The sequence below is a fragment of the Streptomyces sp. YS415 genome (assembly GCF_023544665.1).
GTDB lineage: Bacteria > Actinomycetota > Actinomycetes > Streptomycetales > Streptomycetaceae > Streptomyces.
On record NZ_JAMJFL010000004.1, the window covers coordinates 278,717 to 301,892 of the forward strand.

Consider the following 23,176-nt stretch of genomic DNA (forward strand, 5'->3'; position numbering starts at 1 on the left):
GCGATGCCTCCGAGCGGCGTACGGGAGCGGACGGTCCTGCGCTAGCGGACCGGGTCGCCGGCCGGCTGCGCCGCGGCGAAGTGGGCGATGGTCTGCTTGATGCCCTCCTCCCACGGCACGCGGGGCGACCAGCCCAGCAGTTCGCGCGCGAGGGTCGTGTCGGGGCGGCGGCGCTGCGGGTCGTCGGTGGGGCGGTCGACGTACACGATCCGGGAGGAGGATCCGGTCAGCTCGACCACCCGGTCGGCGATCTCGCGGACCGTCACCTCGTCGCTGCCGCCGATGTTGACGGGCCGCACCGAATGGCTCGCGGCGACCAGCAGGATTCCGTCCACGGTGTCGTCGACGTAGCACAGGGATCGCGTCTGCCGGCCGTCACCGGCCACCGTCAGCGGTTCACCGGCCAGGGCCTGGGTGACGAAGGTGGGCACGGCACGCCCGTCGTGCGCGCGCATCCGGGGCCCGTACGTGTTGAAGAGGCGCACGATGCCCGCGTCGGTGCCCTTGGTGCGCGCATGGGCGGTGACCAGCGCCTCGGAAAACCGCTTGGACTCGTCGTACACGCTGCGCGGGCCGACGGGGTTGACGTTGCCCCAGTAGTCCTCGCGCTGCGGATGGGCCAGCGGATCGCCGTACACCTCGGAGGTGGAGGCGAGCAGGAAGCGGGCGCGGTCGCGCTCCGCCACGGCCAGCATGTTGCGGGTGCCCAGGCTGCCGACGTCGAGCGTCTCCAGGGGCAGCCGGAGGTAGTCGGCCGGGGAGGCGGGGCAGGCGAAGTGCAGGACGAGGTCGTACGGGCCGGACAGCAGCCGGGGGGCGTCCGGGGCGGAGACGTCGCACTCGACGAAGCGGAATCCGCGCCGATCCGCCAGATGGGCGATGTTCTCGCGCGTCCCGGAGCAGAGGTTGTCGGCGCAGTCGACTTCGACCTGTGAATTCAGCAGGCGTTCGCACAGGTGGCTGCCGAGGAAGCCGGCACCGCCGGTCACCAGGGCGCGCCGCCATGCACACGACGAGATTTCAGTCATGGAGTGTCCTTCGTCCGCACGCGACGGCGGGGGCGGTCGGCCCGGCACACACCGTTCGGCGCGGTAGAGGAGTCGCGGAGAGCCGTCCCAGTGCTGCGGAGGGCTGTTCCGGGCTGTTATAGGGAGGCAGTTGTTTTCATACGTTGATTCCTACTTTGTACCGGTACCCGGGGGAGCGCGACTCCTGTGTGAGCCCTCCGCGCGCGGGCACTCGGAGCCCGCGGCGCGTCCGACCGGGCCGCCGTCACAGGCAGGAGGTGAAGGACATGGGTCACGGTGGAAACGTGATCGAGGAGCTGATGACCGATCACGGAGAGGTCGAGGAGCTCTTCGGCAAGATCGAGGCGCTGCCCCCCGGGGACAAGAACCGCAAGGCGTACGCGGACCAGGTCACGATGGAGCTGGTGCGGCACTCGGTTGCCGAGGAGGCCTACCTCTACCCGGCCGTGCGCGAACACCTCGCGGGCGGGGACGCCCTGGCCGACCAGGAGCTCGAGGACCACGCCAAGGCCGAACAGATCATGAAGGACCTGGAGAGCTGCGACCCCGGCGACCACGAGTTCGACCGGCTGATCGGCATGCTCATGACCGAGATCCGCGCCCACATCGCGGACGAGGAGCAGAACCTCTTCCCGCAGCTGCGCGCGACCTGCCCCGCCGAGGCCCTGGACAAGCTCGGCGACAAGGTGCGCCAGGCGAAGAAGACGGCCCCCACCCGCCCGCACCCCTCCGCTCCGGACAAGCCGCCCGCCAACAAGCTGCTGGCGCCCGGTGTCGGAATGGTCGACCGGCTGCGCGACGCGCTGACCGGACGTGGCAAGACGGACTGACTCCCTGCGCGCGGCAGGCTGCCCGGCGGCCGCGCGACCGCTGCGCGGGCCCGTACCCCTCTGGGTGACGGGCCCGCGCAGCGTGCTGTGAGCAACCGCACTCGAACCCCCGATACCGCCCCCCACCTGCGCATACAGCAGTCGGTGAGAGGGCCGGCGGGGCCCGGGCCCGTCGTCTCCGGGACCTCGTCTGTCACGATGGTCCGCGCCGTGACCTCTTCGGTGGAACAAGCCGTGCAACGCAGCCGGTGACTCCGTTCCCCTGGTCCTCCCCCGACCCCTGGTTCGAGTACCGCACTGTGTCTGCTTCCCCCGCCCTGCCCTCCCCTGCGCCGAAATCCTCGCGCTCCCCGTGGCGATCGCTGCGCTACCGCGCCATGCGCTGGTGGTCCGTCGCCAACTTCCTGTCCAACGCCGGCACCTGGATGCAGCTGACGGTGCAGAATCTGCTCGTCCTGCAGATCACCGGTTCCGCCGCGGCCACGGGCCTTTCGATGTCCGTCCAGGCCGCGCCCGCCCTGTTCATGAGCCTGCTGGGCGGCAGGGCGGTGGACCGCTGGCCGCTGAAGCTGACGGCCTCCGTGAGCCAGGCGCTGCTCGGCGCGGTCGCCTTCACCACCGCGGTCCTGGTGGCGCTGGACCGGCTCGACATGACCACGCTGATGGTGCTGGCCGCCGTGACCGGCATGATCGCCACGGTGGACGGACCGGCCTGCGCCCTGCTGGGCAACGACCTCGTGCCGGTGGAGGACGTCCCCTCCGCCATCGGCGTCGGCGCGCTGGTGCACAACGCGGGCCGGCTCGTGGGCACCGCCCTGGCCGGCGTGACCGTCGCCTTCCTCGGCACGGCCGCCGCGTACGCCGCGAACGGTCTGTCGTTCCTCTTCGTGGCCACGGTCATCCCGTTCCTGCGCCCGGCGCCCGGCGCGGTACGCCACGCCGACCGGGCCCCGGCCCCCGCACCCGACGGGCGGGGCGAGACGGCCGGATCCGACCTGACCGTGCGCCAGGGCCTGCTCTTCTTCGCCCGCCGGCCCCGCCTGGTCGCCCTCGCCGCCGTCACCGGGCTCAGCTCGGTCTTCGGCCGCAACTACGGCCTCACCCTGGCCGTGCTCGTCACCGGTCCGCTCGCGGGCGGCGCCGGCGCCTTCGGCACGGTCTCCACGGTCCTCGCCGTCGGCGGCATCCTCGGCGCGGTGCTCGGGGCCCGGCTGCGCCGGCCCTCGGTGCGGCTGGTCGGCACCCTGGCCGCCGCGGGCGGTCTGCTCCAGGTGGCGGCGGGCCTGTCCCCGTCACTCGTGGTCCTGCTGATCCTCGTCCTGCCGATGGCCGTCGTGGAGTCCGTCTCCGACACCGCCGGAACCGCCGTCCTCCAGACCGACCCGCCCGCCCACCTGCGCGGACGCGTGCTCGGCGTCTGGGGCAGCATCGGTACGGTGTGGGGCCTCGGCGGGCCGCCCGCCCTCGGGCTGCTCATGGAACTGGCCGGAGCGCGCGGGGCGCTGGTGGCGGGCGGCCTGGTCATCGCGGCCACGATCGGCGCGGGCCTCCTGCGGCGCACCCGCCGACTTCCGGCCCCGACGATCCTCCCGGCCAAGCCGGGCGACCTCCGAGCCCAGGAAGCACAGGAAGCCCTGGGCACGGCCGCCTGAACCCGACCCCGGCCGGGTGCCGGCGCCGACCGGCCGGGGAACGTGCGGGCCCAGGCCGCCTCGGCACCGCGGCCCGAACCCGGCCACAACCCGGGCGCCGACGCCGCCAACCCCCTTCCGGCCGAGCCGGAAGACCTACGCGCTCAGGACGCCCCCGGCACCGCCGCCCCGACCCGGTCGGCACTCGCACCGGCGCCCCGCTCGCGCACCGGCAGGTGGTACACGTGGAAGGCCCGGCCGATCACCGGCTGGGCCACGTTGCGGACCTTGACCCCGCCGCTGGTCATGCCGTGCTCGGTGCCCATGTGGGCGTGTCCGTGCACCGCCAGGTCGGCGCCGGCCGTGTCGATCGCCTCGGCCAGCAGATAGCTGCCGAGGAAGGGAAAGATCTCCGGCGGCTCCCCGGCCAGCGTGTCCGGGACCGGCGAGAAATGGGTGAGAGCGATGCGCACGTCGCACTCCCGCTGATCGAGGTCCTCCAGGGACCGGCGCAGGGCGTCGGCGCAGCGGCGCGAGTACCGCACGAACTCCTTCATGATCGGCTCGCCGAACTCCCCGGCGCACCGGCCGACGAACCCGCCCCCGAACCCCTTCGTGCCGGCCACGCCGATCCGCGCGCCGTCCACGCCCACCACCGTCGACTCGCCCTCCAGGACGTGCGCGCCCGCGGCCCGGAGCACGGCGCTGACCTCCTCGGGGTGGTCGTCGTGGTGGTCGTGGTTGCCGAGCACCGCGACCACCGGCACACCGAGGTCCCGGATCTCCCCGGCGACCACCCTGGCCTCCGCCACGGTGCCGTGCCGGGTGAGGTCCCCCGCGAGCAGCAGCACGTCGGCGGTCTCCGGCAGCCTCTCGAAGGAGGGCCGCAGGGCGCCCTGACTGTCGGGGCCCAGATGGATGTCGCCGACGGCCGCCACGCGGATCACAGGAACTCCTCGGCACGGTCGGGCACGGACGCGTCCGCGATCACGAGGTCGGCGTGGACCGGGCAGTCCGGCAGCTCCGCACGGGCGAGCCGGACCACCTCGTCGCGGCACTCGGCGGAGGGGACCGTACCGGTCAGCAGCACCGCCTCGCCGCGGATCTCGATCCGCACGCCCAGTTCGGCGAGGGGTCCGGCCGCCAGATGGTCGTTGAGGTGGGCGACCCGGTAGTCCAGGTGGTGCGCTCGGCCGGGTCCGGGAGGGGGCTCGGCAAGGGGGTGGTTCATCGCTCCTCCTTCGGGGGCTCGATGACGTTCAGGCGCTCCAGGAGGAAGAAGAACGCCGCGGGCATGGGCTCGTCGCCGCAGTCTCGTCGTACGTCCTCCCAGTGGACCTTCTCGCGCAGGGCGCGGGCCACGGCGAGCGCGGACCCGAAGTCGCAGTAGTGCTCGGAGAAGGCCTCGATGAGGCCTCGCATCAGGTCGGTCGGGGCGAGGACCGGCATGTGCACCGAGTCGACCGCGAGTTCCTCGGCCCGGCCGAGCGTCTCCGTGGTGACCGGGCGGTGTGCCAGCTCGAAGATGATGTCGACCTCCTGACCCAGACAGGTGGTCTTCATCAGCCAGTCCTCGGGCGGTGTGCGGACGGTCAGACCGGCTTCGGTGAGCGTCCTGGTGACCGCCTCGGTGTCCTCGCGCCGCACGCAGAAGTCGACGTCGTGCCGGAGCCGCGCACCGGCCCCGTGGGCGTAGGCGGCCACGCTTCCGGCCAGGGCGAACAGGTGATCGCCGCGTTTGAGCAGCGCCGCGACCTGCTTGGTCGCCTCCAGGATCGCCTGGCTCCTGTCGTGCGGCGGACCCTGGGAACCGGCGTTCGGCAGATCGTGCACAGGCAGCAGGACGGTCTCCTGCGCGGCCGGTTCGCGCGGCGCGCTCTCCACGACCGGGCGGAAATCGGGGATCGCCGCCCGCCGGGTGGGCGTCGGGCTTTCACCGTTCTGCGTCATGGTCTCTCCCTCGCGGTACGCCGGTCCCGGGCATCACCCCCGGTCAGGGCAGGTGCTGCCTGGGATGCGGCCCCGAGTACCCGGCTCCGGCGGCCTTCACGCCGACGGTCCTGACACCGGGGCGCCGCCCGTCCACCGACTGCGACAGCACCACGCCAAGGCATCGGTTGCCCGAGGTCAGCCACCGCACACCTACCGGCTCCGGCGCCATCCGGACCCGAGCGAGAGCAGCCCGGTGGCGCCCCCGTGCGCCCGCCGACCGCCGCCGCATCACACCGCAGGACCGCCGGCCGGTCTTCGCCCCCCGCTCACCCACCCGAACAGCACCACCGAACACACCGCCGCCACGGCACACCACGTGGAGACGAACTCCGTCCGCCACAGCCCCGTGCAGAGCAGCGCCCCCACGGCCACCAGGTACCCGAGGCGGACCAGCCCGCGGTCGCCGGAGAGGAGGAGCGAGCCGATGGTGGCGAGCAGATAGCCCGCGATCAGGACCTCGGCATGCGGCAGATCCACCACGTAGCCGATGGTGTGGCCGCGGATCTCCGCCCGGACGGGGCGCGTGGCCAGGGCCAGGCAGAGCATCGCCGTGGTCGCGATGCCGACGGCCAGCGGCAGCAGCAGCCGACGCCGGGCCCGGCGGGGCGCGGCGGCGAGGACGCCCGCCGGCACCCACAGCGGTAAGAGGGGAAGGGCGATGACCGCCCAGAGCACGGTGGCCGGGCCCGTACCGCCGTCCCGGGCCCACACCGCCGCCTCGACCATCTGGTGGACGCCCAGCAGCAGCGGCAGCGACGCCAGCGGCAGGTCCCGGACGCGGTGGGCCCGGGCCATGCAGGCCACGCCCACGGCGGCGATGCCGACGCCCGCGACGAGGTCGGCCTCGGCACTCCAGCACATCGCTCCACCCGGGGTCGGACGGCAGGAGCTCCAGTTTCTCCTGTGAACGCCGGTTGCACTCAGTTCCCGCCCGGGCAGCACTGAGTGCCATGCGCAGTGATCAGGTGCTACGTTCCGGGCCATGAGCTCCAGCAGTGCGGCGCCCGGCCGCGACGGGACGGACCAGGTGGCGGCCGCGAAGCCGCCGATGCGGGAGGCGCTGGTCGCGGCGGCCTTCCGGCTGTTCCTGGAGCGCGGGTACGAGCAGACCACGGTGGACGACATCGTGGCGCTGGCCGGGGTGGGGCGCCGGTCGTTCTTCCGGTACTTCCCGTCCAAGGAGGACGTGGTCTTCCCCGACCACGAGCGGTGCCTGGCCGACATGACCGCTTTCCTGGCCGCCAGTGCGCCGGACGTGGAGCCGGTGGGCCGGGTGTGCGACGCGGCCCGGCTGGTGCTGCGCATGTACGCGGAGAACCCGACCTTCTCCGTGCAGCGCTACCGCCTCACCAAGCAGGTGCCGGGGCTGCGCGCCTACGAACTGTCGGTGGTGTGGCGCTACGAGCGGGCGCTCGCCGAGTATCTGCGGGCGCGCTTCGCGGCCCGGCGCGAGGGCACGCTGCAGGCCGATGTGATCGCGGCCGCCGTGGTGGCGGCGCACAACAACGCGCTGCGCTCCTGGCTGCGCTCGGACGGCCGCAGCGACGCGAGCGCCACGGTCGACCATGCGCTCGGCTACGTGCAGTCCGCCTTCGGCACCACGGCCCCTCCCCCTCCCCTGCTCCCGTCCCGGGCCTCCCTGGCGCCCCTGGCCGACGAGCAGCCCGAGGACGTGGTGGTCGTGGTGTCGCGCCGGGGCGCGCCGCTGTGGCGGATCGTCCAGGAGCTCGAGACCACCCGGGCGAGCTCCCCAGATTGAGGGTACGCAGTGCCTTTACCTGTGGCACTGAGTGCCATACGCTGACCGCGTGCACGGTGGCACAGCGACCGGGCACGTACGTGCGCGGCCGTCCCGCGTGCGTGGGATTTCCGGCCGAGCGCAGGGAGTTGACCAGCGTGTACCACCACTCAGGAAGCGTTGCTCGTCCGACAGCCGGTTCCGCCGTCGGCGTGCTGGAGACGACCGGCGCGGCCCAGGACTCGGACGCCATGCTGTTCCAGCGCTGCACCTGGTGCGGCACCGCGATGTACCACCGGCTGCTGTGTCCGGTCTGCCAGGGCAGCGACCTGCGCACGGAGCGCAGCGAGGGCACCGGCACGGTGCGGCACTCCACGGTGGTCCACCGCAACAGCCCGGCCGCGCGCAATGTGTCGCTGATCGAGATGGCCGAGGGGTTCGTGGTGCGGGGCCGGGTGATGGGTCCGCCGATCGGCATCCACAGCGGGGACCGGGTGCGGCTCTCGCAGGCGAAGGACCCGGTTCGCGGCGAGCCCGTCTTCCAGCTCGTCGACGAGCCCTACCGCGCCTGGACCTGAGAAGACGGGTCAGCCCCCGGCACGTTCCTGCGGTGCGAGGCTGACGCGGATGCCGACCGTCCCGTCCGCTCCCCTGCGGATCCGGCTGCCGAGCAGGGTGAGGCGGCCGACCATCCCGTACTTGCGGGCGATCAGCTTGCGGTAGCGGGCGACGGTCTCCCGGTCGGTGATCTCGGCCGTGGCCGGGATCTGCTCGCCGGTGGGCTTGCCGCGCAGGTCGCAGGGGCCGACCAGGACATCGGCGCGGGCCCGGATGCGCTTGACCTTCCAGGAGTCGGCGACGGTCCACACGCCGAGGGCGTCCCCGTCGCGCACCACCCACACCGGGGTGGGCACCGCGGTGCCGTTCTTGCGGTAGGTGGTGATCAGCAGGTACTGGCCGGTGCCGAGCCGCTCCAGCGGCGTGTCGTCCATGGGCGGCAGTCTAAGCAGGCACGGCACGGACCTCGCGCGAGGGACGGCGGCGAGGGCAGCACCCATGATGCGGGCCGCACGAGGTGAACGCGGCCGGTCCCGGCCACGTATGGAGTGCGGGCCCTCAACTCCGGGAGGGCCCCGCGGTGTTGCCACCGCGCTGCTCGGGTTCGGGAGCCAGGCATGAGGCACGCACGACGACGGATCGTCCGGCGAGTGACACGGCTGGCGGCCGTCGGCGGACTGCTGCTCGGCTCGGCGATGGTGACCCGCGCCGTCGCGAGCGAACCTCCCGACCCCTCCGCCCGGGGCGCGACCGTGCGGTCGGCCGGCGACACCGCCGCCGCTCTCGTCGAACGGCTCGGCACCTCCCGCACGGCGGGCAGCTGGATCGGCGCCGACGGCCGGCCGGTCGTCGCGGTGACCGACGAGGAGGCCGCCGCCGAGGTGCGCCGCGCGGGCGGGCGGCCGAAGACGGTGTCGCACAGCATGAACGAACTCAAGTCGGCGACGCACACGCTGGGGTCCGCGCCCCGGGTGCCCGGTACGGCCTGGGCACTGGACTACCGGTCCAACCAGGTGGTGGTGCGGGGCGACAGCACCGTCTCCACGGGCGACTGGTCGAAGCTGACCCAGGTCGCCGGCGGCATCGGCGCCTTCGTCCGCATGGAGCGCACCGAGGGCGCCTTCACCACCCGCCTCAACGGCGCGCTGCCCATCCTGTCCACCGCCGGGCGCTGCTCGGCGGGCTTCAACGTCACCGACGGGCAACGGGACTTCATCCTCACCGCCGGGCACTGCGGGCCGAACGGCTCGGTCTGGTTCGCCGACAACCGCGGCCGGGACCAGGTCGGCAGCACGGTGCGGCAGAACTTCCCCGGCGCGGACTTCTCGCTGGTGCAGTACGCGGGCGGGGACGCCGGGGAGGGCGCCGACGTAATCGCCGTCGGGGGCGGGCAGGGGGTGCGGATCACCGGGGCGGGCGATCCGTCCATCGGGCAGCGGGTGTTCCGCAGCGGCAGCACCAGCGGGCTGCGCGACGGCACGGTGACCGCGCTGAACGCGACCGTGAACTACCCCGAGGGCACGGTGACCGGGCTGATCGAGACGAACGTGTGCGCGGAACCCGGGGACAGCGGCGGGCCGATGTTCTCCGAGGGCATCGCGCTCGGTCTGACCTCGGGCGGCAGCGGGGACTGCGCCTCGGGCGGCACGACCTTCTTCCAGCCGGTGACGAAGGCGATGGCCGAGGTGGGCGTCCGGCTGATCACGCCGGCCGCTCAGGGCGCGGGCCGGCAGGACGCGGCGCCCTCGCCCGAGCCGTCGGCCCCGCAGGGCGCGGTCGCACCCGGGGCGGCCACACCGGGGTCGTCGGCGCCGGTCGGCGGCGAGGGGTCGCGGCTGCTGGCCCGGCTGGCCGATCCGCGCAATGTCGGGCCGGGACTGCTGATCGTCGCGGGGTCGCTGGTCGCCCTGGTGGCGACGCGGTTCATCCGGGCCGAGCAGGACCGCAAGGCGTACCAGCGGTACTACTCGGCGACCTGGGGATGAGACCGCCGGGAAAATGAACCGGAAAAGTAAAGGGGCACCCCGTGTGATGCAGGGTGCCCAGGGGGTCTTCGAGGCCTACGGGGCGACTGCGGCCCACTCAAGGACGAGTCGCTGGTACTCCTCGCGCTCTTCGACGCTCAGTGTCCCGCCCGCCCGGCGCCACAGGGCCCGGATCTCCTCGTTGACCTCGTCAGCCGATCGATCGGAAACGGGTTCAACACTGGTGGACATGCTGTGAAGCATACGGCCATGGAGGTGAAGGCCATGTGAGTAAGCATGCCCAATACGGACATAACAGACCGTGTTGCTGATCACGTCCCATCACGGCCGTACGTCAAGCCCCTGGGGCCTGCCAATTTTCCCGGCCGACGGGGACACCCGGAGGTGTCGATGGTCACAGTGAAAGGCATCCACCCCATGACGCTCTCCCTCGGCATCGTCGGCGCGGGGCAGTTCGCCGGCAGCCTCGCCAAGCTGTTCCTGGCCCACCCCGGCGTCAGCGACGTGCACGTCACCGATCTGCTGCCCGAGCGCGCCGAGCAACTGGCGGCCGCCGAAGGGCTGTCCGGCACCTTCCCCTCCTACGACGCGATGCTGGAGTCGCAAGCGGTCGACGCGGTCGCGCTCTTCACCCAGCGCTGGACCCACGGCCCGCTGGTCCTCCAGGGCCTGCGGGCCGGGAAGCACGTGTACTGCGCCGTCCCCATGGCGGTCACCACCGAGGAGATCGCCGCGATCATCGAGGCGGTCGAGGCGACCGGACTGACCTACATGATGGGCGAGACCAGCCACTACCACCCGGCCACCGTGCACGCCCGCAACCGGATCGCCGAGGGCGCCTTCGGGCGGCTCTTCTACGCCGAGGGCGACTACGTCCACGACATGGACCTGGGGTTCTACGACGCCTACCGGTACAGCGGCGGCGAGAACTGGAAGGCGACCGCCTCCTATCCCCCGCTGCTGTATCCGACGCACTCCGTGGGCGGGGTGCTGGGGGCCTGGCAGACGCACGCGGTGAGCGTGTCGGCGATCGGGGTGGTGGACGAGCGGGGCGACGGCGTCTTCGACAAGAGCGTCAGCCAGTTCGGCAACGACATCTCCAACGCCACCGCGCTGTTCGAGGTCGCGGGCGGCGGAGCGTTCCGTACGAACGAGTTCCGGCGGGTCGGATATCCCTCCCACATCCGGGAGTCACGGTTCCGCTTCTTCGGTACGGAGGCGAGCATGGAGCAGCTCGCCACGGTCGCCCTCTGGCAGGACAAGCAGGGCGTGCGGGACATCAGCGAACTGCTGGAGCCCAAGGCCACCCTGTCCCCCGACGACCCCTCGCTCCAGCACATCCCGCCGGAGCTACGGGCCGCCTTCACCTCCGGTTCGGCACCGGTGCACGACCGCGCCCGGCTGCCGCGGGTGTTCGACCGCCTGCCCAACGGCCACGAGGGCAGCCACCACTTCCTGGTGGACGACTTCGTGACCGCGGTCACCACCCGCACCCTGCCGTCCGTCAACGCCTGGGTCGCGGCCCGCTACACCCTGCCGGGCATCATCGCCCACGAGTCGGCACGGCAGGGCGGGGCGAGGCTGCGGATCCCGGACTTCGGGGACGCGCCGCGAGGGTGACTCAGGTGCCCGGCTTGCGGCCGTACACGAAGACGTCGTCGCCCTTCTTCAGCAGGGACCAGTACTTCTTGGCGGTGGTCGTGGTCATGTTGACGCAGCCACGGGAGCCGGGCGGGTTCCACATGCTGACGCCGGCCTGGTGGAAGGCCTGGCCGCCGTCGAAGAACTGGGCGTAGGGCATGGGCACGTCGTAGATGGACGAGACGTGGTCGATGTTGCGCCAGTAGATCTTCTTCAGGCCGGTGCGGGTCTCGTAGCCGTCACGGCCGGTGCGCACCGGCACCGGACCGTAGACGAGCTTCTCGCCGTCCTGGATCCAGCTGAGTTGGAGGGTCAGGTTCACGCAGGCGATGCGGCCCTTGTTCACCGGGCACTTGCCGTCCTTGTTGGGCGTGTTGCCGACGGCCTTCTGCTTGTTCATGAGGTCCATCACGCCCCAGGTGACGGGACCGGCGTAACCGGCGTTCGGCGTGATGCCGTGCTTGGTCTGGAAGGCCTGGATGACCTTGCAGTCGGAGCTGGACTGCTTGCCGTCGACGGTCAGCCCGAGGAACTTCTCCACCTGCTTCTGGTACGGCCCGGTCTGTGCCGTGCAGCTCGCGGCCTGGGCCGGCGCGGCCCCGAGCGCGAACGTGAGCGGTGCCGTCAGCGCGGTGATCCCGAGGATGACGGCTCCTCGTCTGCGTATGTCCCCCATGGTCGCCCATTCCCTTCCGCCAGTGCGTCGCGCTGTCCCGCGATCTCTGCCTTCTAGACAGGTGCGCGAGGGCAGAGGTTGTAGGGCGGCCCCGGCTGTGACGAAACGGTGAACTTCAGGCGCCGTGTCAGGAGGGGTGGGCTCACTCCCCGTCGTCCACCGGCACGGCCGACCGGAACCCCGTGTTGACGGAGGTGAGGCCGCCGTCGACGACCAGGGTCGTGCCCGTGATCCAGGAGGCGTCGCGGGAGGCGAGGAAGGCGACCGCGGCGGCGATGTCCTCCGGTTCGCCCACCCGGCCCAGGGGATACACCTGCCGGAACGCCTCCAGCTGGTCCTCGCGGCCCGCCCAGGCCGTGGTGCGTACCGTGCCGGGGGCGACCAGGTTGACGCGCACCCCCCGGGGTGCCGCGTGCCCGGCGAGGGTGCGGGTGAGGGACCCCAGGCCCGCCTTGGCGGCGCTGTAGGCGTGGTTGCCGAAGCTCTGGATGCCGTTGACCGACCCGATGGTGACGATCGCGCCGCGCCCGGAGGCCACCAGGTGGGGCAGGGCGGCCCGGCAGCAGCGGTAGGCGCCGGTCAGGGTGAGGTCGAGGTCACGGGCCCAGACGTCGTCCGGTTCGTCCTCGAAGAGGGGCGCGTCGGGGGTGCAGCCGTAGGCGTTGTTCACCAGCACGTCCAGCGAGCCGAAGGCCGTCACGGCGTGCGCCACGGCCGCCTCCACGGACGCCCGGTCCCCTACGTCGCAGAGGTACGCCTCCGCCGAGAGGCCCTGCCCCCGCAGCGAGGCCGCCGTGCGCTCTGCCTCCTGCTCGTCCACGTCCGTCACCAGCACCCGCGCGCCCTCCGCGGCGAACCGGCGGGCGGTGGCCGCGCCGATGCCGCGGGCGGCGCCGGTGACCAGAACCCCATACCCCTGGAAGCGTGTTGTGTCGGTCATGGCAGCACCGTAGTGCCGTTGAGATCAACTCGGCAGATACCGTGCACCCATGTCTGCCTTTCTCCAGCAACTGCCCGCTCTGATAGGCGTGGTGATCGGGGCCCTCGGCTCGTATCTGGCCCTCGTCCGCAGCGACCAGGCCCGGTTCCGCAGGGAGGAGGCGGCGCGGTGGGAGGAGCGGCGGCTCGCGGTGTACTCCGACTACGCGCGGTCGGTGAAGAGGACCGTCACGGTGACCTACCGGGTCGCCGCCGCACTGGACTGCGGCACGCACCCCGACCCCCTCCCCCTGGACGAGGCCAAGCCCCTGCTGGCCGAGGCGAACAACGGACGGGACCCGTCGGGGGAGGCACTGCTCATGCTGGGCAGTGTCGAGGTGGTGGACAAGGGACGCGCCTGGGTCGTGACGGTGATGGAGATGGAGCGGTTCGTGCGCGACGGCCAACGGGATCCCGACGCGTGGCAGGCGCTGCTGGCTCGGCAGCGTGCCGGTCGTGAGGGCTTCTACACGGCGGTGCGGCAGGACCTGGGCCTGCCGCCGGGCCATTCGGCTCGCTGGCGGCTGCCGGTGACGGAGCCGGCGCCCCCTCAGCGGTAGCCGGTGGTGTCGGCCGGTTTGCCCGGGTCCTGGACCTCGACCAGGTAGCGCCAGGCGTCGGGGCGGCTGCCGTCCAGGTCGGTGAAGCCGTACTCCTGGGCCAGGCCGCCGCTGGAGAGGGACGCGCCGTTGAAGCGGGCCACGCCGGGGTCGGCGGCGAGGGCGGCGACGGCGCGGCCGACGTAGCGCGGGGTCTCCGAGATGGCGAAGTGCGGGACGCGCTCGAGGGCGTCGCGCCAGTTCTCCTCGCGCACCCCGTAGGTGTCGAGCATCATCTCCGAGCGCAGCCAGCCCGGTGTGAGCGCCAGGGCCGTGGCGCCGCGCGGGCCGAGTTCATGGCCGAGGGAGAAGGCCATGCGCAGGACGGAGGACTTGGCGAGGTCGTAGAAGAAGGAGGCGCGGTAGCGGTCGCGGTTGTAGTCGGCCGTGCCGTCGGTCATCTCGACGACCAGGCCGCCGGGGTGGCGCAGCAGCAGGGGCAGGGCGTGGTGGCTGGTGATGGCGTGGGTCTCGACCGCGAGCCGCAGCAGGCGCAGGCCCTTGTCGAGGTCGTGCTCCCACACCGGGGTGTCCCAGCCGAAGAGGTGCTCCCCGCCCCAGACGTCGTTGACGAGCACGTCCAGCCGGCCCTGCTCGTCGGCGATGCGGTCGACGAGCGCGCGGACCTGGTCGGGTTCGAGATGGTCGGTGGGCACGGCGACACCGTGGCCGCCCGCCTCGGTGACCAGGTCGGCGGTGTCCTCGATGGTCTCCGGGCGGTCGTACTCGGAGCGGCGCTCGCGGGTGGTGCGCCCGGTGACGTAGACGGCCGCCCCGGCGGCGCCGAGTTCGACGGCGATCCCCCGCCCGGCCCCGCGGGTCGCTCCGGCGACGAGGGCGACCTTGCCCTTGAGTGGCTGTGACATGTCCGGCCTTCCGTGTGACGGCTTTGTAGCTGCCACCCTCCCCGGCAAGCCGGACATCTTCTGTCACCTTTTACGGCGGGTCACTCCTGTGCCGTCAGTGGCCCCGGGCGATCCACTCCTCCAGGTGCGGGGTCTCGGCGCCGATCGTCGTGGCGTCGCCGTGGCCGGTGAGGACCTTCGTCTCGGGTGGGAGCGTGAGGAGGCGGTCGCGGATCGAGTCGATGATCGTCGGGAAGTGGGAGAAGGAACGGCCGGTGGCGCCGGGGCCGCCCTGGAAGAGGGTGTCGCCGGTGAAGACGGTGCCGAGTCCGGGGTCGTAGAGGCAGACCGCGCCGGGCGCGTGCCCGGGGGTGTGCAGGACGCGGAGGTCGGCGCCGGCCGCCTCGATGACCTGGCCGTCCAGGAGGTGGGCGTCCGGGTCGCGGTCGGGGTGGGTCTGCTTCCACAGCGGCAGGTCGTCGGGGTGCAGCCAGATGGTGGCGCCGGTGCGCTCGGCGAGGGCAGGCGCGGCGTCGATGTGGTCGTTGTGGGCGTGCGTGCACACGATGGCGGTCAGCCGGCGGTCGCCGACGGCCTCGGCGATGGCGTCGGCGTCATGGGCGGCGTCGATGACGACGACCTCGTGATCGTCGCCGACGATCCAGACGTTGTTGTCGACGTCCCAGGTGCCGCCGTCGAGGCTGAACTGCCCGGAGGTGACGAGGCGTTCGATGCGGGCGGCCATCACAGCACCACCACCGAGCGCAGGACGTCACCTTCGCGCATCCGCTCGAACGCCTTCTCGACATCGGTGAGTTCGATGGTCTCCGTCACGAACGCCTCCAGGTCGAGGCGGCCCTGCAGGTGCAGGTCGATCAGCATCGGGAAGTCCCGGGAGGGCAGACAGTCGCCGTACCAGGACGACTTCAGGGCGCCGCCGCGGCCGAAGACGTCCAGGAGCGGCAGTTCGAGCTTCATCTCGGGGGTGGGCACGCCGACCAGGACGACCGTGCCGGCCAGGTCCCGGGCGTAGAAGGCCTGCCGGTAGGTCTCGGGCCGGCCCACGGCCTCGATGACGACGTCGGCGCCGAAGCCGCCGGTGAGTTCACGGATCGCCTCGACCGGGTCGGCCGTACGGGAGTTGACGGTGTGGGTGGCGCCCATGGTGCGGGCCTTGTCGAGCTTGCGGTCGTCGATGTCCACGGCGATGATCCGCGCGGCGCCGGCCAGCCGCGCCCCGGCGATGGCCGCGTCCCCGACGCCCCCGCAGCCGATGACCGCGACCGTGTCGCCCCGGCCCACGTTCCCGGTGTTGATCGCGGCCCCGATGCCGGCCATCACCCCGCAGCCCAGCAAGCCCGCGACCTGCGGGGACACCGCCGGGTCCACCTTGGTGCACTGCCCTGCCGCGACCAGTGTCTTCTCCGCGAAGGCGCCGATGCCCAGGGCCGGGGAGAGTTCGGTGCCGTCGGTCAGCGTCATGCGCTGCCCGGCGTTGTGGGTGTCGAAGCAGTACCAGGGCCGCCCGCGCAGACAGGCCCGGCACCGCCCGCACACCGCACGCCAGTTGAGGACGACGAAGTCACCGGGGGCGACCTCGGTGACGCCGTCGCCGACCGACTCGACCACACCCGCGGCCTCGTGGCCGAGCAGGAAGGGGAACTCGTCGGAGATGCCGCCCTGTTTGTAGTGCAGATCGGTGTGGCAGACCCCGCAGGCCTGGATCCGTACGACGGCCTCGCCGGGACCGGGGTCGGGCACGACGATCGTCTCCACCCGTACCGGTTGGTCCTTGCCCGGTGCGATCACGCCGCGTACCTGCTGAGCCATGGTGCCGACCCCTCTTCCCTCCAGCGGTGTCCGTCTTTTCCGACCCTACGCGTGACCGATCGGAAAACGGCACGCGACCCGGAAAGCGGCTCAGCCGCGCAGGACCTGCTCCAGCGACGTGGCGGGACGGCCGGTCAGGTCCTCGATCGCGGTGGTCACCCCCGCCAGGGAGCCGTCGGCGATGGCCGTGTAGGTGGAGACCCAGGCGTCGAGCTGCCAGTCGGGCGCGCCGTGGCCCTTGCGGGAGGCGTAGGCCTCCTCGACCGTCTCCGGCACGTAGCTGACGGTACGGCCGGTGACGGCGGTGAGGGTGGCCGCGACGTCACCGAGGCCGAGCGCCTCGGGCCCGGTGAGTTCGTAGGTACGGCCCACGTGCCCGGCCGGGTCGCGCAGGACCGCGACGGCGGCGTCGGCGATGTCGTCCTGGGCGACCACGGCGGCGCGCCCGGTCCCGGCCGGGCCGCGGATGACGCCGTCCTCCCCGACCAGGGCGGGCATGAAGTCGGCGTACAGGTTGTCCCGCAGGAAGGTGAACGGCACCCCACTGGCGCGCAGGTGCTGCTCGGTGTGCCAGTGGTCGCGGGCCAGGGTGAAGGTGGCGTCGGGGGCGGCGCCGTAGAAGGAGATGTACACCAGGTGCGCGACGTCGGCGGCCGCGGCGGCGTCGATGAAGGTGCGGTGCTGTGCGACGCGGTCGGGGGTCTCCGAGGCGGAGACCATCAGGACGTGGTCGGTGGGGCGCAGGGCGCGGGCGACGGCGTCGTGGTCGTCGTAGGCGCCGGGTACCGCGGTGGCGCGGGGCAGTTCGGGGGCGCGGGCGGGGGTGCGGACGAGGAGGGTCTGGGGGATTCCGGCCGCGGCCAGACGGCGGGCGATCCGTCCGCCCAGGCGGCCGGAGGCGCCGGTGACGGCGTAGGTGGGGGCCATGGTGGTTCTCCTTGCGGCGGGCGAGGGGACCGACGATCCGTATCAGACAGGTGTGCGCACGCCCGGAGGCGACACGCCGAGGCCCGCGCGCCGGAGGGCTCGTTAGGCGAACGGACCCGCACGGGGTGCGCGAGGGCCCCTGCGCGGGGCCGTGCCGGGACTGAGTTCGAGCAGGCGGACGACGCGGTAGCGGTGCGGGCGGAAGGGGGCGTAGAAGGGCTCGACCTCGTCGTCCGCCAAGGGGCGGCCGAGGAGCGCCAGGCCGGTCATGGTGGCGAGGTGGTAGTCGCCCAGCGGCAGCGCGTCCGCGTCGCCCAGGGCCCGGTGGCCGACCTGGGCGGCGGTCCAGACGCCCACGCCGGGCAGTTTCGCCATCACTGCGTAGGCGTCTGCCGGGTCGCCGGCCGCCCGCTCCAGGCGGGCCGCGTGCCGGGCGGCCTCGACGAGGGTGGCGGACCGGTGCAGGTCCACCCCCGCCCGGCGCCATTCCCAGCTGGGCACGGTCCGCCACGTCTCGGGTGGCGGCGGCAGGCGCATGCCCTCGGGGGCGGGGCCGGGCGGCGGATCGCCGTACCGCCGGACCAGGCGGGCGAAGGACGCGAAGGCGTCCAGGCCGACGACGCGTTGTTCGAGCACGGCGGGCACCAGGGCCTCGAAGAGGCGTCCGGTGCACGGGACCCGCAGACCGGGCAGCCGGCGCACGGCGTCGCGCAGGACGGGGTGGTCGGTCCGGAACAGCTCGGGCCGGTCGTCCGCGCCCAGCTCACGGCGCACCGAGTCGGCGAGTTCGGCCGCTCCGGGCCCCCAGGCGTCGATGCGGAGGTCGTCCGGGCGGTGCTGGCGGATGCGGTAGGTGACCGGTCCGGAGGCGGTCAGCGCGGTGCGCCACAGCGTGCCGTCGGACTCCAGCCGGTGCGTGGGATCGCGCGGGCCCCGGCGCAGGCTGCTCAGGGTCAGGCGGGCGTCGACGGGGAAGCCGGGCTGCCAGCGCACCGACCGGTCCGGCGGCTGCGGCACCGCTCACGCTCCTGTGGGGGACATGCCGAGGGCCGCCCGGCGGTGCGGGCGGCCCTCGTGGATACGGCGGGTCATTACCGGATGCCGGGGAGCAGTCCCGTGACCGGGGAGACCATGCCGGTGACCTGCTGCAACTGGTTCAGATCCCGGAGCCGGTTGAGCTGGTTCAGCTGCACGGAGGGCCGCGGGATCGCCGTTTTGTGCTCCTTGGGGATGTCGCTCACGGTGAGCGAGTCGAGCGTCCTCAGCGGGCTGAGCCCGGCACCCGGGGCCTTCCCCTCGGCCGCGCTCGCCAGCGGGGCGGCGAGGCCGGTGGCAGCGGCGGCCAGGCCGACGGCGGCGACGATACGTCGTGTTGAGATCATGTCGGGAGCAACGCCGCGGGGCCCCCGCCGGACACGGCCGCGGGGCGCGGCTCACCCGTCAGGCGGACCGCCGCGGCTGGGCTTGCCGAGGCCGCCGGGGCGGAGGAGCCTCGAAGGAGAGGGCCGTCGCGGCACGCTCCCCGAGGCCGCGGGCCGTCGAGGAGGTCACCATGGGCAGCGCGGCAGGCACCGGCTTCGACACCGAAGCACTGCGCCGGGGCATCGAGGGAGACACGGCGACGACGCTCATGTCGCTGTACGCGGACGACGCGGAACTGCGCGTCGTGGACCGCAACACCCAGCCCAGCAGTCCCCGGGTGCTGCATGGCCGGGACGAGATCGGCGAGTTGCTGGAGGACGTCTACCGCCGCGACATGACGCACAAGCTGGAGCGGTGCGTCGTCGAGGGAGACACCGTCGCCTTCACCGAGTCGTGTCGGTACTCCGACGGGGTACGCGTGCTCGCCGAGTCGATGGCGTCCCTGCGGGACGGCAAGATCGTCGAACAGACGATGATCCAGGCCTGGGACGAGTAGCGGGGTTGGCGACCCCGCGGCGTGCGCACGCGGTGACGGTTCCCGGGGCCATACTGGCGGGCGTGCGCGTTGCGATCATGACGGCGGGTTCCCGGGGCGATGTGGCTCCCTACACCGGTCTGGGCCATGCACTGGCCCGGGGCGGACATGAGGTCACTCTGGTCACCCATGGCTGCTTCGAGCGGCTGGTGACGGGGTCGGGCGTGGGTTTCCATCCGCTGCCCGTCGATCCGCGGGCGGAGCTGGAGTCCGCCCGCGGACGGGGGCTGCATCGCAGCGCGACCGGCGTGGGGAAGCTGATGCGGGTGTCCGCGCTGGCGCGGGCGCTGGTGGGGAGGATGACGGACGATCTGGTGACGGCGGCGCGCCGCAGCGACGTACTGCTGCTGTCCAGTTCGCTCGCGCCGCTCGGCCGGACGATCGCCGAGGGGCTTCGGCTGCCCGGCATCGGTGTCTACCTCCAACCGGTCGCCCCCACCGGGGAGTTCGCGCCGCCGGTGCTCGGGGGCGGCTCCTGGGGGGCCGTGGGCAACCGGGTCGCCGGGCACGGGGTGAACCTGGTGATGGACCGGATCTTCGCGTCCACGCTGCCGTCGGTGCGGGCCCGGCTGAGGCTGCCGCGCACGGGCGGCGCGGGTGCCCTGCCGGTGCTGCACGGCTTCAGCCCGCTCGTGGTGCCCCGCCCCCGGGACTGGTCACCGGGACTGGACGTGACGGGCTACTGGTGGCCGTACGACCTCGATGCCCGGCTCCCCGCCGAGGTCGAGCGCTTCCTCGACGCCGGGGAGCCGCCGGTCTTCGTGGGTCTGGGCAGCGCGACCGTGCCCGATCCCCGCGGGCTCAGCGCCCGGATCGTGCGGGCGCTGCGGCGGGCCGGTCTGCGCGGGGTGATCCAGCGCGGGTGGGGCGGGCTGGCGGCGGACGGCGAGGACATGCTGACCGTCGGCGAGGTGCCGCACTCCGTGCTGTTCCCCCGGATGGCCGCCGTGGTGCATCACGCGGGTGCCGGTACGACGGCGGCGGGGCTGCGGGCCGGGGTGCCCGCGGTGCCGGTGCCGGTCCAGTTCGACGAGGGATTCTGGGCGGAGCGCCTGGTGGCCCTCGGGGTGGCTCCCCGCCGGGTGCCGCTGCGCGGTCTGACGGAGGACGTCCTGGCCCCGGCCCTCGACCGTGCGGTACGCGATCCCGGGCACCGGGAGCGGGCGCGGGCGCTGGGCGTACGGATCCGCGAGGAGGACGGCACGGCGCCGGTGCTGACGGCGGTGGAACGGCTCGCGGGGTAGGGCGCGAGGGCCCGCCAGGAGCACTTCCGCGACGACCCCGCCCAGGGCGCTGCCCCGACGGCCCCGCTCGGAGCACTCCCCGACACCCCGCCAGCCGGTGCTGACGGCGGTGGAACGGCTCGCGGGGTAGGACGCGAGGGCCCGCCAGGAGCACTTCCGCGACGACCCCGCCCGGGGCGCTGCCCCGACGACCCCGCTCGGAGCACTCCCCGACACCCCGCCAGCCGGTGCTGACGGCGGTGGAACGGCTCGCGAGGTAGGACGCGAGGGCCCGCCAGGAGCACTTCCGCGACAACCCCGCCCGGGGCGCTGCCCCGACGACCCCGCTCGGAGCACTCCCCGACACCCCGCCCAGGGCCCTGCCCCAACAACGCGCCCAGGGGCGTGCCAACAACCCGCCCGAAGCACCCCCCGACGCCCCGCCCAGGGTGCTGCCCCGGCAACCCCGGCGCCCTTGAGCAGCCGCGTCGCTCGCCGCTACGCCGCCTCCCACCCCACCGGCCGCAACATGGACAGGAGTTGGCGGACCAGTTCCTCCACCACCTCGTCCAGGGTCGCGGCCACCCAGCCGGCGCTCCAGTCGTGCAGCAGGCCGTTCACGCTGCCGATGAACGCCGTAGCGGCGAGGCGGTAGTCGCGGGGCGCCGCTTCTCCGCGGTCGGCGGCCGCCCGGGCCTCCGCGCAGATGAGGTCGACCCAGCGGGAGCGGCGGGCCAGGCGCTGCTCCTCCAGCCGGGGGCTGACGCCGACGATCTCCACGAAGGTGATGCGGACCCGGCGGGGATCGGCGGTGACGTGGGCCGCGTAGGCACGGAAGATCGCGGCGGCGCGTTCGGCGATCGGTGCGTCGCCGATGGCGGCGGCGCCTGCCAGGACGGCCTGCTCGGCCCAGTCGTTGACCTGGAGATGGAGGGCCGCGAGGACGTCCTCCAGGGTGCGGAACTCCTCGTAGAACTGTCGCGTCGACAGGCCCGCCGCCTCGCTGAGCGCCGCGACGGTGGTGCCGCGGTAGCCGGGGGTGTCGCCGAAGAGCTGGAGTGCGGCGTCCAGGAAGCGGCTGCGGCGCTCGGCCTTGCGTTCCTGCGCCGACTTGCCGCCGTAACGGCCGGTCGGTGATCTGAGCCTGCCCTCCAACGCCCCTCGCCTCCCTCGCCGTTCGCCATTTTGTCGGGTACGCAGTCTTGTGCAGAAGGCCCCCCGCTCCTTACTTTCCAGTAAGTCGAACTCTGAACGACCGCGTTTTCAGAGTCTCGCTTTGGCATGCACACGCCATCTCCCATCCTGAGGAAGCACTCATGCCTGTCATCGGAGCCCGCCGCCTGCGCACCCTGGCCGCCGCCCTCGTCCTGACCGTCACCGTCCCCGCGACCGCCGCCTCGGCCGCCACGGACACAGCCGCGCTGCGCGAGGTGCTGTTCGTCGGCAACAACTGGGACGGCACCGCCGATGTCCTCCGCTCCAGCGGTGACTTCGCGAGGATCGGGCGGATCGACGTCGTCCCGGACAAGGACCGGCGGATGGCGGAGATCAACGCCGACCCCATCAAGTGGATCTACTTCATGGCGATCCGCAACAGCGTCGGCGAGGGGCACGACCAGTTCGTCGACGACATGTACTCGACCCCGGACGGAACCTCCGTGGTCGTCTCCCGGCCGAGCTTCGCCGACGTCGTCTCCATCGACCTGGCCACCGGCGCGCTCAACTGGCGCTTCCCCGTGTCGGGTTACCGCTCCGACCACATGGCCGTCTCCCCCGACGGCACCCGGGTGGCGGTGTCGGCCTCGACCTCCAACACCGTGCATGTGCTCGACATCGACACCGGCAGGGAACTGGGGAAGTTCGGCACCGGCGACAAGCCGCACGAGAACATCTTCACGCAGGACGGCAAGTACCTCTACAACATGGCGATCGGCGACGTGAACACGCAGACCGACGCGCCCTGGCTGGACTGGACGAAGGGCAACCGGTACATCACGGTCGTCGACGCGAGCACCTTCCAGCGGGTCAAGGTCATCGACATGCGGCAGCGGCTCGACGCCATCGGTCTGACCGGCTACTCCGACGCGGTCCGGCCCGCGGTGTTCTCGCCGGACGAGTCCAAGCTGTACTTCCAGGTGTCGTTCTTCCACGGCTTCTTCGAGTACGACCTCGCCACCGACCGGATCACCCGCACCAAGGCCCTGCCGAAGAACCCGGCGACCGGCGACGACCGCACCACCTTCGTCAACGACTCGCGCCACCACGGCCTTTCGATGAGCCCCGACGGCCGCAAGCTGTGCGTCGCCGGCACCATGGACGACTACGCGACCGTCGTCGACCGCGCCACGCTCCAGGAGGGCCCGCTGGTCACCGTCTCCAAGCCGTACTGGGCGACGGTCAGCGGCGACGGCAGGTCCTGCGTCGTCTCCGAGAGCGGCACCGACCAGGTCACGGCCATCGACTTCGCGACCGGCCGGAAGCAGGTGTCCGTCCCGGTCGGCGACCACCCCCAGCGCGTCCGGCTGGGCCACGTGGAGTCCGACTGGACCTCCCCCACGGCCCGTTGACCGGACCGGCACTTCCGTCGGGTGAACGCGCCCGCCGCGGGTAACCGCCCGTACATGATTGCTCTGTCGACCTACCGCACGTACCACGGCGCGACGACGGTATGGGCCTTCGTGGTCGCCATCCTCATCCTCCTGGTGGCGGCGTGGTACATCCGCCGCCGCCGGTAGGGC

The 23,176-nt window shown here is 72.7% G+C and carries 27 protein-coding genes; 11 read left to right on the top strand and 16 right to left on the bottom strand.

From position 1 onward, the window contains the following. Positions 1-41: 41 nt before the first annotated feature. Positions 42-1,028, bottom strand: a complete 987-nt coding sequence (locus tag M8H82_RS07590) for an NAD-dependent epimerase/dehydratase family protein (RefSeq protein WP_250071697.1) — start codon at positions 1,026-1,028, stop codon at positions 42-44. Positions 1,029-1,294: 266 nt separating this feature from the next. On the opposite strand from M8H82_RS07590, the gene M8H82_RS07595 reads away from it, so the two are divergent. After that, positions 1,295-1,858, top strand: a complete 564-nt coding sequence (locus tag M8H82_RS07595; protein ID WP_250071698.1) for a hemerythrin domain-containing protein — start codon at positions 1,295-1,297, stop codon at positions 1,856-1,858. A 377-nt stretch (positions 1,859-2,235) separates the two neighbouring features. Then, positions 2,236-3,510, top strand: a complete 1,275-nt coding sequence (locus tag M8H82_RS07600; protein WP_250071699.1) for an MFS transporter — start codon at positions 2,236-2,238, stop codon at positions 3,508-3,510. Between the two features lie 143 nt (positions 3,511-3,653). Here the strand turns inward: M8H82_RS07600 and M8H82_RS07605 are convergent, their stop codons facing one another. The 4 genes from M8H82_RS07605 to M8H82_RS07620 form a co-directional block, all read right to left on the bottom strand. After that, positions 3,654-4,436 (bottom strand): metallophosphoesterase, encoded by a 783-nt coding sequence (locus tag M8H82_RS07605; RefSeq protein ID WP_250071700.1) that lies wholly within the window; start codon positions 4,434-4,436, stop codon positions 3,654-3,656. Next, a complete protein-coding gene (locus tag M8H82_RS07610) occupies positions 4,433-4,720 on the bottom strand; it encodes a BON domain-containing protein (protein ID WP_250071701.1) in 288 nt (95 codons plus the stop codon). Before M8H82_RS07610 ends, M8H82_RS07605 begins: the two co-directional genes overlap by 4 nt. Continuing rightward, complete coding sequence (locus tag M8H82_RS07615) at positions 4,717-5,439, bottom strand: nucleotidyltransferase family protein (protein WP_250071702.1); 723 nt, start codon at positions 5,437-5,439, stop codon at positions 4,717-4,719. Before M8H82_RS07615 ends, M8H82_RS07610 begins: the two co-directional genes overlap by 4 nt. Before the next feature lie 270 nt (positions 5,440-5,709). Further along, positions 5,710-6,342 (bottom strand): DUF6629 family protein, encoded by a 633-nt coding sequence (locus M8H82_RS07620; RefSeq protein ID WP_250071703.1) that lies wholly within the window; start codon positions 6,340-6,342, stop codon positions 5,710-5,712. 121 nt (positions 6,343-6,463) lie between these two features. Between M8H82_RS07620 and M8H82_RS07625 the strand changes: the two genes are divergently transcribed. Both M8H82_RS07625 and M8H82_RS07630 read left to right on the top strand, forming a co-directional pair. Further along, the gene (locus tag M8H82_RS07625) at positions 6,464-7,240 is read left to right on the top strand and encodes a TetR family transcriptional regulator (protein WP_250071704.1); all 777 of its coding nucleotides are present in this window, start codon (positions 6,464-6,466) and stop codon (positions 7,238-7,240) included. A gap of 137 nt (positions 7,241-7,377) precedes the next feature. Beyond that, positions 7,378-7,797, top strand: coding sequence for a zinc ribbon domain-containing protein (locus M8H82_RS07630; protein ID WP_250071705.1), 420 nt, complete (start codon positions 7,378-7,380; stop codon positions 7,795-7,797). 9 nt (positions 7,798-7,806) lie between these two features. Here the strand turns inward: M8H82_RS07630 and M8H82_RS07635 are convergent, their stop codons facing one another. Further along, a complete protein-coding gene (locus M8H82_RS07635) occupies positions 7,807-8,211 on the bottom strand; it encodes a PPOX class F420-dependent oxidoreductase (RefSeq protein ID WP_250071706.1) in 405 nt (134 codons plus the stop codon). A 183-nt stretch (positions 8,212-8,394) separates the two neighbouring features. Here M8H82_RS07635 and M8H82_RS07640 point away from each other — a divergent pair, with 183 nt between their 5' ends. After that, on the top strand, positions 8,395-9,762 hold the full coding sequence (locus tag M8H82_RS07640) for an alpha-lytic protease prodomain-containing protein (protein ID WP_250071707.1): 1,368 nt from the start codon (positions 8,395-8,397) through the stop codon (positions 9,760-9,762). Between the two features lie 75 nt (positions 9,763-9,837). Here the strand turns inward: M8H82_RS07640 and M8H82_RS07645 are convergent, their stop codons facing one another. Beyond that, on the bottom strand, positions 9,838-9,993 hold the full coding sequence (locus M8H82_RS07645; protein WP_250071768.1) for a hypothetical protein: 156 nt from the start codon (positions 9,991-9,993) through the stop codon (positions 9,838-9,840). 186 nt (positions 9,994-10,179) lie between these two features. Between M8H82_RS07645 and M8H82_RS07650 the strand changes: the two genes are divergently transcribed. Further along, the gene (locus tag M8H82_RS07650) at positions 10,180-11,382 is read left to right on the top strand and encodes a Gfo/Idh/MocA family protein (protein ID WP_250071765.1); all 1,203 of its coding nucleotides are present in this window, start codon (positions 10,180-10,182) and stop codon (positions 11,380-11,382) included. A gap of 1 nt (position 11,383) precedes the next feature. Here M8H82_RS07650 and M8H82_RS07655 read toward each other — a convergent pair whose 3' ends face one another. Both M8H82_RS07655 and M8H82_RS07660 read right to left on the bottom strand, forming a co-directional pair. Continuing rightward, complete coding sequence (locus tag M8H82_RS07655; RefSeq protein ID WP_250071708.1) at positions 11,384-12,079, bottom strand: L,D-transpeptidase; 696 nt, start codon at positions 12,077-12,079, stop codon at positions 11,384-11,386. Positions 12,080-12,221: 142 nt separating this feature from the next. After that, positions 12,222-13,019, bottom strand: coding sequence for an SDR family NAD(P)-dependent oxidoreductase (locus M8H82_RS07660; RefSeq protein WP_250071709.1), 798 nt, complete (start codon positions 13,017-13,019; stop codon positions 12,222-12,224). A 49-nt stretch (positions 13,020-13,068) separates the two neighbouring features. On the opposite strand from M8H82_RS07660, the gene M8H82_RS07665 reads away from it, so the two are divergent. Then, entirely contained in the window at positions 13,069-13,617 is a 549-nt protein-coding gene (locus M8H82_RS07665; RefSeq protein ID WP_250071710.1) for a hypothetical protein, read from the top strand. Here the strand turns inward: M8H82_RS07665 and M8H82_RS07670 are convergent. The 6 genes from M8H82_RS07670 to M8H82_RS07695 form a co-directional block, all read right to left on the bottom strand. After that, positions 13,608-14,522 (bottom strand): SDR family oxidoreductase, encoded by a 915-nt coding sequence (locus M8H82_RS07670; protein ID WP_250071711.1) that lies wholly within the window; start codon positions 14,520-14,522, stop codon positions 13,608-13,610. The two genes, M8H82_RS07665 and M8H82_RS07670, sit on opposite strands and share 10 nt — an antisense overlap. Positions 14,523-14,616: 94 nt before the next feature. Next, a complete protein-coding gene (locus M8H82_RS07675) occupies positions 14,617-15,246 on the bottom strand; it encodes an MBL fold metallo-hydrolase (protein ID WP_250071712.1) in 630 nt (209 codons plus the stop codon). Then, on the bottom strand, positions 15,246-16,331 hold the full coding sequence (locus M8H82_RS07680; protein ID WP_250071713.1) for an S-(hydroxymethyl)mycothiol dehydrogenase: 1,086 nt from the start codon (positions 16,329-16,331) through the stop codon (positions 15,246-15,248). Before M8H82_RS07680 ends, M8H82_RS07675 begins: the two co-directional genes overlap by 1 nt. A 90-nt stretch (positions 16,332-16,421) precedes the next feature. After that, positions 16,422-17,258: an SDR family oxidoreductase gene (locus tag M8H82_RS07685; protein ID WP_250071714.1), complete on the bottom strand. Its 837-nt coding sequence runs from the start codon at positions 17,256-17,258 to the stop codon at positions 16,422-16,424. 102 nt (positions 17,259-17,360) lie between these two features. Continuing rightward, positions 17,361-18,275 (bottom strand): DNA-3-methyladenine glycosylase 2 family protein, encoded by a 915-nt coding sequence (locus tag M8H82_RS07690; RefSeq protein ID WP_250071715.1) that lies wholly within the window; start codon positions 18,273-18,275, stop codon positions 17,361-17,363. Positions 18,276-18,349: 74 nt separating this feature from the next. Beyond that, on the bottom strand, positions 18,350-18,640 hold the full coding sequence (locus M8H82_RS07695; protein WP_250071716.1) for a hypothetical protein: 291 nt from the start codon (positions 18,638-18,640) through the stop codon (positions 18,350-18,352). Between the two features lie 170 nt (positions 18,641-18,810). Between M8H82_RS07695 and M8H82_RS07700 the strand changes: the two genes are divergently transcribed. Further along, entirely contained in the window at positions 18,811-19,176 is a 366-nt protein-coding gene (locus tag M8H82_RS07700; protein ID WP_250071717.1) for a nuclear transport factor 2 family protein, read from the top strand. A gap of 77 nt (positions 19,177-19,253) precedes the next feature. Next, the gene (locus tag M8H82_RS07705) at positions 19,254-20,459 is read left to right on the top strand and encodes a glycosyltransferase (RefSeq protein WP_250071766.1); all 1,206 of its coding nucleotides are present in this window, start codon (positions 19,254-19,256) and stop codon (positions 20,457-20,459) included. A gap of 477 nt (positions 20,460-20,936) precedes the next feature. On the opposite strand, the gene M8H82_RS07710 is transcribed toward M8H82_RS07705, so the two are convergent. Beyond that, entirely contained in the window at positions 20,937-21,593 is a 657-nt protein-coding gene (locus tag M8H82_RS07710) for a TetR/AcrR family transcriptional regulator (protein ID WP_250071718.1), read from the bottom strand. Positions 21,594-21,754: 161 nt separating this feature from the next. On the opposite strand from M8H82_RS07710, the gene M8H82_RS07715 reads away from it, so the two are divergent. Together M8H82_RS07715 and M8H82_RS07720 are read left to right on the top strand one after the other, a co-directional pair. Next, positions 21,755-23,005: a YncE family protein gene (locus M8H82_RS07715; protein WP_250071719.1), complete on the top strand. Its 1,251-nt coding sequence runs from the start codon at positions 21,755-21,757 to the stop codon at positions 23,003-23,005. Positions 23,006-23,059: 54 nt separating this feature from the next. Then, the gene (locus M8H82_RS07720; RefSeq protein ID WP_250071720.1) at positions 23,060-23,173 is read left to right on the top strand and encodes an LPXTG cell wall anchor domain-containing protein; all 114 of its coding nucleotides are present in this window, start codon (positions 23,060-23,062) and stop codon (positions 23,171-23,173) included. Positions 23,174-23,176: the final 3 nt, after the last annotated feature.

Bases quoted from the DNA above. Each gene is read 5' to 3' on its own strand.
- M8H82_RS07590 (WP_250071697.1), bottom strand. From the start codon at position 1,028: ATGACTGAAATCTCGTCGTGTGCATGGCGGCGCGCCCTGGTGACCGGC.
- M8H82_RS07595 (WP_250071698.1), top strand. From the start codon at position 1,295: ATGGGTCACGGTGGAAACGTGATCGAGGAGCTGATGACCGATCACGGA.
- M8H82_RS07600 (WP_250071699.1), top strand. From the start codon at position 2,236: ATGCGCTGGTGGTCCGTCGCCAACTTCCTGTCCAACGCCGGCACCTGG.
- M8H82_RS07610 (WP_250071701.1), bottom strand. From the start codon at position 4,720: ATGAACCACCCCCTTGCCGAGCCCCCTCCCGGACCCGGCCGAGCGCAC.
- M8H82_RS07615 (WP_250071702.1), bottom strand. From the start codon at position 5,439: ATGACGCAGAACGGTGAAAGCCCGACGCCCACCCGGCGGGCGGCGATC.
- M8H82_RS07620 (WP_250071703.1), bottom strand. From the start codon at position 6,342: ATGTGCTGGAGTGCCGAGGCCGACCTCGTCGCGGGCGTCGGCATCGCC.
- M8H82_RS07625 (WP_250071704.1), top strand. From the start codon at position 6,464: ATGAGCTCCAGCAGTGCGGCGCCCGGCCGCGACGGGACGGACCAGGTG.
- M8H82_RS07635 (WP_250071706.1), bottom strand. From the start codon at position 8,211: ATGGACGACACGCCGCTGGAGCGGCTCGGCACCGGCCAGTACCTGCTG.
- M8H82_RS07640 (WP_250071707.1), top strand. From the start codon at position 8,395: ATGAGGCACGCACGACGACGGATCGTCCGGCGAGTGACACGGCTGGCG.
- M8H82_RS07645 (WP_250071768.1), bottom strand. From the start codon at position 9,993: ATGTCCACCAGTGTTGAACCCGTTTCCGATCGATCGGCTGACGAGGTC.
- M8H82_RS07650 (WP_250071765.1), top strand. From the start codon at position 10,180: ATGACGCTCTCCCTCGGCATCGTCGGCGCGGGGCAGTTCGCCGGCAGC.
- M8H82_RS07655 (WP_250071708.1), bottom strand. From the start codon at position 12,079: ATGGGGGACATACGCAGACGAGGAGCCGTCATCCTCGGGATCACCGCG.
- M8H82_RS07660 (WP_250071709.1), bottom strand. From the start codon at position 13,019: ATGACCGACACAACACGCTTCCAGGGGTATGGGGTTCTGGTCACCGGC.
- M8H82_RS07665 (WP_250071710.1), top strand. From the start codon at position 13,069: ATGTCTGCCTTTCTCCAGCAACTGCCCGCTCTGATAGGCGTGGTGATC.
- M8H82_RS07670 (WP_250071711.1), bottom strand. From the start codon at position 14,522: ATGTCACAGCCACTCAAGGGCAAGGTCGCCCTCGTCGCCGGAGCGACC.
- M8H82_RS07675 (WP_250071712.1), bottom strand. From the start codon at position 15,246: ATGGCCGCCCGCATCGAACGCCTCGTCACCTCCGGGCAGTTCAGCCTC.
- M8H82_RS07680 (WP_250071713.1), bottom strand. From the start codon at position 16,331: ATGGCTCAGCAGGTACGCGGCGTGATCGCACCGGGCAAGGACCAACCG.
- M8H82_RS07685 (WP_250071714.1), bottom strand. From the start codon at position 17,258: ATGGCCCCCACCTACGCCGTCACCGGCGCCTCCGGCCGCCTGGGCGGA.
- M8H82_RS07695 (WP_250071716.1), bottom strand. From the start codon at position 18,640: ATGATCTCAACACGACGTATCGTCGCCGCCGTCGGCCTGGCCGCCGCT.
- M8H82_RS07700 (WP_250071717.1), top strand. From the start codon at position 18,811: ATGGGCAGCGCGGCAGGCACCGGCTTCGACACCGAAGCACTGCGCCGG.
- M8H82_RS07705 (WP_250071766.1), top strand. From the start codon at position 19,254: ATGACGGCGGGTTCCCGGGGCGATGTGGCTCCCTACACCGGTCTGGGC.
- M8H82_RS07715 (WP_250071719.1), top strand. From the start codon at position 21,755: ATGCCTGTCATCGGAGCCCGCCGCCTGCGCACCCTGGCCGCCGCCCTC.
- M8H82_RS07720 (WP_250071720.1), top strand. From the start codon at position 23,060: ATGATTGCTCTGTCGACCTACCGCACGTACCACGGCGCGACGACGGTA.